The following is a 7,436-nucleotide window of genomic DNA, read 5'->3' on the forward strand; positions in this document are numbered from 1 at the left end:
TACATTGCAGCGTAGTTAGTGTGGTTTTTGTTGGGTTATTTAACTATAAATGTTGGGATTTCTAGCTTTTAAGGATTATTATCGTCATTTACTTAAAATTAAAAATTGCTTAACACTCACATAATATTGTTGTCCTACAATGAATTTGTGTTCGAAAGAAAATGAATTCGAAAAGTGATAATCCAAATGGGGGTACAAGACATGGTTATGAAAAAAGGTATTAAATTTTCTTTAGCAGCTTTAGTGGTAGCAGGAGCATTAGTTGGTTGTGGGAAAGCAGAAGATACAACTAGTAAAGACACTGCTAAAGGAAGCGATAATACAAAACAAGAATTATCAGGTACGATTGCAGCGGCTGGTTCTACAGCTCTTCTACCTCTTGCGGAGGAAGCTGGAAAGAAATTCATGGAGAAAAATTCAAAAGTTTCTATTCAAGTTCAAGGTGGCGGTAGTGGAACTGGGATTAACCAAGTAGCATCTGGTGCAGTACAAATTGGTAATTCAGATGTTCCGTCCGGAGATAAAATAAAAGATGCTGAAAAGGCGAAAGAATTAGTAGATAACAAGGTAGCGGGTATTGCATTCGCTCTTGTCGTAAATAAAGATGTAAAAGTTGATAACTTAACAATGCAACAAGTACAAGATATCTTCACTGGAAAAGTAACAAACTGGAAAGAAGTAGGCGGAAAAGATGAAAAAATCAATGTAATTAATCGTCCAGCTTCATCTGGTACACGTGCTACATTTGAAAAAACGATTATGAAAGACGCGAAAATTAATGATGGAACTGGTACAACACAAGATTCTAACGGTGCAGTAGAGCAAGCGATTAACTCTACTCCTGGTTCGGTGAGCTATTTAGCAATGTCTTACATGGTGGGCGAGAAAAAAGGCGCACTACAAACAGTCAAAATTGATGGTGCTGAACCGAAAGTTGAAAACATCGCGTCTGGTAAATATCCATTCTGGTCTTACGAATATATGGTAACAAAAGGTGAAGCGAAGGAAGCGACGAAAGCTTACATCGATTATGTAAAAGGTAAAGATTTTGAAAAACAAGTAGAAGATATGGGCTACATTCCAATGTCTAAATTAAATAAGTAATAAAATTTTATGGGGCTGGCTGCAAGGCCAGTCCTGTTCATTTCAATCTGTGAAGTGGGGTCTGTCCTGTGATGAAGGGGAAAAAACAAATTAATTACGTGAAAAGTGAATATATAGGAAGATCACTTGTTACGTTTTGTGGTATTTTTATTGTTTTAATTACATTAGCTATTATTGCGTTTATTTGTGGGAAAGGTATTCAATCTTTTACACAAAGTGGTATCTCATTTACTGAGATGTTAACATCGACAAAATGGAATCCAAATGCTGAGCAAGGATCCTTCGGGGCTTTAATTTTCATTGTAGGTTCAACGGTGGTTTCGTTAGGTGCGGTTATTATTAGTGCACCAATTGCTATAGCTCTTGCTATATTCATGAATTTAATTTCGCCAAAGTTTGGAAATAAAGTATTGAAGCCTGTTCTAGAATTGTTAGTTGGTATTCCTTCGGTTGTATACGGATTATTAGGTGTTACGATTTTAGTACCACTATTACGTGATTCGTTTGGGGGAGTAGGCTTTAGTTTAATTGCAGGTATTGTTGTATTAAGTATTATGATTTTACCTACTATTGCTAGTATCGCTTCTGATGCAATACGTTCTGTTCCATTTGATTATTTAGAAGCTTCTTATGGTCTAGGATCAACGAAATGGCAAGCGATTAGCCGAGTGATTGTTCCTGCTGCGAAAAAAGGGATTTTAACAGGTGTTGTTTTAGGCTTAGCGCGTGCTTTCGGTGAAGCGTTAGCGGTTCAAATGGTAATCGGGAATACGATTAAATTACCAGAAGGAATATATAGTCCGACAGCGACGTTAACTGGTATTTTAACAATGGACATGACGAATACATTGAACGGAACTGCTTGGAACAATGCGCTATGGACTTTAGCGATGATTTTACTTGTTATTTCATTCCTGTTTATTTTAGTAATTCGAGCGATTGGGCAAAGAGGTGAGCGATAATAATGAATGCAAGAACGGTAAATAAAGTTTGGACGGGTATCTTTTATGCGGTTGCGGCTTTAGTTGTAGCTTTGCTAGTGTTCTTAGTATTTGAGATTTTACAAAAGGGATGGGGATTTTGGGATCCTAATTTCTTGTTTGGAGAACCAAGCAATACAAGAGCTGGTGGTGGGATTGGTCCGCAGTTATTCAATTCCTTCTACATGCTTGTTATAACGCTTATTATATCTATTCCTCTTGGATTAGGTGCTGGAATATATTTAGCGGAGTACGCAAAACAAGGACGTTTTTTAAATTTTGTTCGTCTATGTATAGAGACGATGGCGTCTTTACCTTCTATTGTTGTTGGTTTATTTGGTTTGTTAGTGTTCGTTACAATGACAGGTTGGGGATACACAGTAATGGGTGGTGCTCTTGCTTTAACTATTTTAAATTTACCAGGTTTAACGCGTGTTTGTGAAAATGCGATTTCAGAAGTTCCTCAGAATGTAAAAGAGGCAAGTCTTGGATTAGGTGCAACGAAGTGGCAAACAATCGCTCGTATTATTATCCCATCGTCATTACCACAAATTATTACAGGGATTATTTTAGCGGCGGGTCGTATATTTGGGGAAGCGGCAGCATTAATTTACACAGCGGGTTTAACATCCCCGATTTTAAATTCAGCAGCGGATTTCTCAAGTCCTGCGCATCCTTTAAATCCGTTTAGACCAGCTGAAACATTAGCGGTTCACATTTGGAAATTAAATTCTGAAGGAGTTATTCCAGATGCGAAGTTGATTGCGACAAAATCTGCAGCTGTATTAATTATTATGGTATTACTATTCAATGTTATTTCACGCTTGATAGCATCTATATTACACAAGCGCTTTACAGGAACGAAAAGAAAAAGTAAAACAACGAAAAAGGTAAAAGCGGCATAAATTATAAAGAAGAACTCTCTATTTATAGGTAGGGGGTTCTTTTGTATTTTAATATAGAAGGAATGGATGTAATGATTGTTGAATTTGTGATTAATTATAAAGAAGAACAGATGTAATTTAGAGAGGAGCTTTAATTTGTTTTTTCTGCAAATGTCAGGTTTTCCTGGGTCAGGAAAATCGACAGTTTCTAAGTATATAGCGAAATTAACAGGTGCTGTAATTATAGATCATGATGTTTTGAAATCCGCGTTGTTAAAATCATTAAAAGTAAAAGGAATTGAATCAACGATTGTTGGTGGGCTTGCGTATGATGCCGAATGGGTATTGATTGATTCTTATTTAGAACAAGGGCATAGTGTTATATTGGATAGTCCGTGTTTATATGAGGGAATGGTTGAAAAAGGGATTGAACTATCAAATAAACATGGTGTGAAATATAAATATATTGAGTGTTATCTTAATGATATGGAAGAGATTAATAGGAGACTGCAAACACGTAAGCGTATGATCAGTCAAATTGAAAAGGTGGAGTCGGAAGTAGGTTTTAAAAAGTGGTTAAATGGTAGTAAAAGACCTTCAAATAATGAATACCTTATTGTGGATTCTAGTAAACCTATAGAGCAATATGTGGAAAAAATGATGGATTATATGACTAAATAGAGAAAAGGCGTTATCTTCATTTGTGAAGATAACGCCTTTTGTTTTTAAATATCAGGTGTTTCTGTAGAAGTGCTTATTTTCCTACGGGAGCGTCTTTTTCTCCCGATTTTATCTAATAGTTCATACATAACTGGAACGACTACTAATGTAAGAGCAGTTGAGACTGCCAAACCGCCGATGACAACGACGGCTAAACTTTTTGATACCATACTTCCTGCTTGGGATTGGCCAAATAGGAGTGGGAGCATAGCAACGATTGTTGTAATAGCTGTCATAATAATTGGGCGTAGTCTAGTAGAACCTGCTTCAAGTAAGGCTTCTCTAGTTTCCATTCCATGTTCCCGATTTTGTTGGACTCTTTCTATTAATACAATAGCGTTTGTAACAACAATCCCGATTAACATTAATGCGCCGATCAAGGAATTTACATCAACAGGTGTTCGTGAAATGATTAATCCTAAAATACCACCGACAGCAGCTAATGGTAAGGAGAATAGGATTGCAAAAGGAGCACGTGCTTGCCCGAAGGTGATAACCATAATTAAATATACGATCCCGATTGCAATCCCCATAATTTTGAATAAATCTGTAAAATTCTCTTGCATAGATTCAGTAGCTCCTGCGATATTTACTTTTGCACCACCAGGTAAATCTAAGTCAGTCATCGCTTTATTTACTGCTGTGTTTACTTTACTCAAATCTTCATTTGAAGCTTCGGCTGTAATTTGGATTGTTTCTTTTCCGTCTTTATGGAAAATTTCTGTTTGTGTTTGTTTTTCTGAAATAGTTGCGATGTCTTTTAAAGGTATTGGTCCATTAATAGGTGATAGTATGTTTGTATTTAAAATATCTTCTTGTTTATTAATGTTTTCTTTTTTGTGTTCTATCATAATAGTAGCTTTTTCATTATTAATTGTAATTTCGCCAATAGGTGATTTCTTCATAAGGAATGCTACTTGTTGCGCAGCTATTTCTGGTGTTAAACCTAGTTGTTCAGCCTTTGTTTGATCAATATGAATTTGCCATTCTTTCTTAGAGTCTTCTAAATTTGTTTTTACTTTAGAAAGATCATCCATGCTTTTTAGTTTTGTTTCAACGATAGTAGCCGCCTCTTTTAAATCCGCTTCGTTAGTAGCTGTTACGTTAAATTGTAAGTTATTGCCGCCGCCAGAGCTTGAATAACTTGTTTTTATATAATCAAGTTCAGCAGGCTCAAAAGTTTTATTTTCCTTTTTTAACTCTTTAATATATTGATCAATATCAGAACCTTTTTTAAAGACTACGAATATACTAGCGAGGTTATTTTTAGTTGTTTGCCCCCATTGTGCATCTTCTGCGCTAGATCCCATTCGTAAAATAACGTCTGTTATATCTGAATTAGAAAGTAATTTTTTTTCAAAATCAAATGCTTTTTGTTTTTGAGATTCAGCATTATAATGGGCTGGAAATGTCATGTTAATAGATAACATTGTGTCGTCTTCAGATTTTATGTTTGCTTTCGGTAGTAATATATAAGCTGCAATTGATCCTACAAATAATAAAAATGCAGTAAGTAGAATAATGAATTTATGAGAAAGAGCCCACTTTAATGTAGCGACATATCGTGATGAAGAACTTGGCTTTCGATGCTTTGTTTTTTTGAGTAGTAAAAAAGCCATAAGTGGAACAACTGTTAGTGCAACGATTAAGGATGATAATATAGAATATACAACTGCTAATACCATAGGTAACATTAATTTTCCGATTGCTCCTGATACGAGGCCGATAGGTAAAAAAACAGCGACCGTTGTTAAAGTAGAAGAAGTAATTGCGACTGCGACTTCTTTCGTTGCATCGAGAATGATATCTTTAGAGAAAGAATCTTTTTGTAAACGGCGGAAAATATTCTCGATGACAACGATACTATCATCGACGAGACGTCCAACCGCAACAGCTAAACCACCGAGGGTTAAAATGTTAAGCGTAATGTTAGATTGATGTAGTAAAAAGAGTGTTAATAAAATGGATAATGGAATACTGACAACAGCGATGAGTGTTGTTCGGAAGTTACGTAAAAAGATTAAGATAATTAGAGTTGCAGCGATTGCTCCAAGTATTACTTCTTTTCCCATGCTAGTAACAGCATTTTCAACTTGTTCATGGGTTGAAGCCAAAAGTTTAATGGAAAATTGATCTTTATATTCCTTATCTATCTCTTTAACTTTTTTATCAATCTCTTTTCCAATGGCAACTGCATTTTTACTCGGTTCTTTCATGATGATTAATCCTGTGCCTTCTTCTCCGTTTATATGTGAGATTGTATCGTAGTGTTGTTTGATTTCAATTTGAGCAATGTCTTGCAATTTCACTTGGGGTGCCACAGTGATGTTTTTAATGTCATTTACATTTTTTATGTCCCCAATGACGCGGAGGTTGTATTCTTCCTGATTAACAGTAATTGCCCCAGCTGGAGTAGAAGTTTCTTTTCCTTGTAAAACAGTTAGTACCTGCTGTGATGTTACGTTTTTGTTTTTTTATTGGTTCGGATCAAGTACGATAGATAATTCAGAGGTGGATTTTCCGAAAAACATAACGTTGGCAACACCATCAATGTTTTCGAGTTGTGGTACGATTTCTTTTTCAATTTGTTTTTCATCTGCTTTTGAAAAACCGTTTTGTTTCTGGATAGTAATTTGAGCGAGTGGAATCATAGAAGTGTTTAATTGACTAACTACGGGCTTGGTTACATCTTTAGGTAATTTAATTGTATTGACGGCTTTTTCGACTTCGCGTGCTGCATCTTTCATGTTTGCTTTTGATGTATACGCAATGTCGATACGTGATAATCCCTCGTATGTAGAAGAAGTAATGGTGTCGACGTGTTCTAAATTGCGAAATTGTTTTTCGAGAGGATCAGTTACATCCTTTGTCATCGTTTCAGCGTCGAGTCCTTGAGATAAGGTTGTGACGGTAATTGCTGGATTGTCGATACTCGGTAAAAATTCCATAGGTAATTTAGAGCCGGAATAAACACCGAGTATGGAAATGAGAAAAATCATGATGATAATGGCAGCTCGGTTTTTTAATGAAAAATTTGTTAACCTATCCATAAAATAATTCCTCCATTGGTTTATTTATAGTTGAGTGCGTCCTTTCTTACTATATAACAAAAAATGGATATTTTTCATTAATTAAATGTAAAAAAATTCTAACAATATCCTTAAGTTTGTATTAGGATTGGAATGTTGTTAATTTGTAGGGGGTAAATTTTTGAATGAGAAGGAAGGGGATAATGCGCGCGAGTGGCTGTTTAATGTAGACGGGATTTTTTCTTAAGGCTAATTTGTATAGTTATTTTATAGAAGGATAATGATTATAAGCTTTAATATAGAAGAGAATGAAAATTTGGGAAGGTATTGTGAAATACAATTTGGTTGAACGGAGTGTATTAGCATACAATTAGAATAACTATTTTCAGTAGTAAGGATAATAGTTACTTCTATAGAAGAAAGTAGGGTAGATAATTTTTTTTATATTTTTATAAAAAAACACTTGTTATTTAAAAGTTGTGATGGTATATTAATAAACGTCGCTGATGCGGAAACGCAGAAAACGACAAAAAAGAAATTTTAAAACTTAGTTGACATCGAAAAATTAAGATGTTAATATGATTAAGTCGCTTCTGAAGCGGCGGACAAGTTCTTTGAAAACTGAACGAAACAAACAACGTGAAACGTCAATTTTTATTTTAGATGCTAGACAAACTAACTTTATTGGAGAGTTTGATCCTGGCTCAGGATGAACGCTG

The 7,436-nt window shown here is 35.2% G+C and carries 4 protein-coding genes and 1 pseudogene; 4 read left to right on the top strand and 1 reads right to left on the bottom strand.

What is annotated here, in order from left to right:
* Positions 1 to 201 precede the first annotated feature (201 nt).
* From MR112_RS26215 to MR112_RS26230, 4 genes are all read left to right on the top strand, one after another.
* On the top strand, positions 202 to 1,104 hold the full coding sequence (locus MR112_RS26215) for a phosphate ABC transporter substrate-binding protein PstS family protein (RefSeq protein WP_000245108.1): 903 nt from the start codon (positions 202 to 204) through the stop codon (positions 1,102 to 1,104).
* 71 nt (positions 1,105 to 1,175) lie between these two features.
* The gene (gene pstC / locus MR112_RS26220; RefSeq protein ID WP_000676677.1) at positions 1,176 to 2,066 is read left to right on the top strand and encodes a phosphate ABC transporter permease subunit PstC; all 891 of its coding nucleotides are present in this window, start codon (positions 1,176 to 1,178) and stop codon (positions 2,064 to 2,066) included.
* Positions 2,067 to 2,068: 2 nt separating this feature from the next.
* On the top strand, positions 2,069 to 2,989 hold the full coding sequence (gene pstA, locus MR112_RS26225; protein ID WP_000994141.1) for a phosphate ABC transporter permease PstA: 921 nt from the start codon (positions 2,069 to 2,071) through the stop codon (positions 2,987 to 2,989).
* 135 nt (positions 2,990 to 3,124) lie between these two features.
* A complete protein-coding gene (locus MR112_RS26230) occupies positions 3,125 to 3,649 on the top strand; it encodes a P-loop nucleotide/nucleoside kinase family protein (RefSeq protein WP_000465755.1) in 525 nt (174 codons plus the stop codon).
* Between the two features lie 44 nt (positions 3,650 to 3,693).
* Here MR112_RS26230 and MR112_RS26235 read toward each other — a convergent pair.
* Positions 3,694 to 6,738 (bottom strand): annotated as a pseudogene (locus MR112_RS26235) (efflux RND transporter permease subunit).
* Positions 6,739 to 7,436 lie beyond the last annotated feature (698 nt).

Origin of the sequence: Bacillus cereus group sp. BfR-BA-01330, assembly GCF_022663885.1 — a bacterium.
Taxonomy (GTDB): Bacteria; Bacillota; Bacilli; order Bacillales; family Bacillaceae_G; genus Bacillus_A; species Bacillus_A cereus.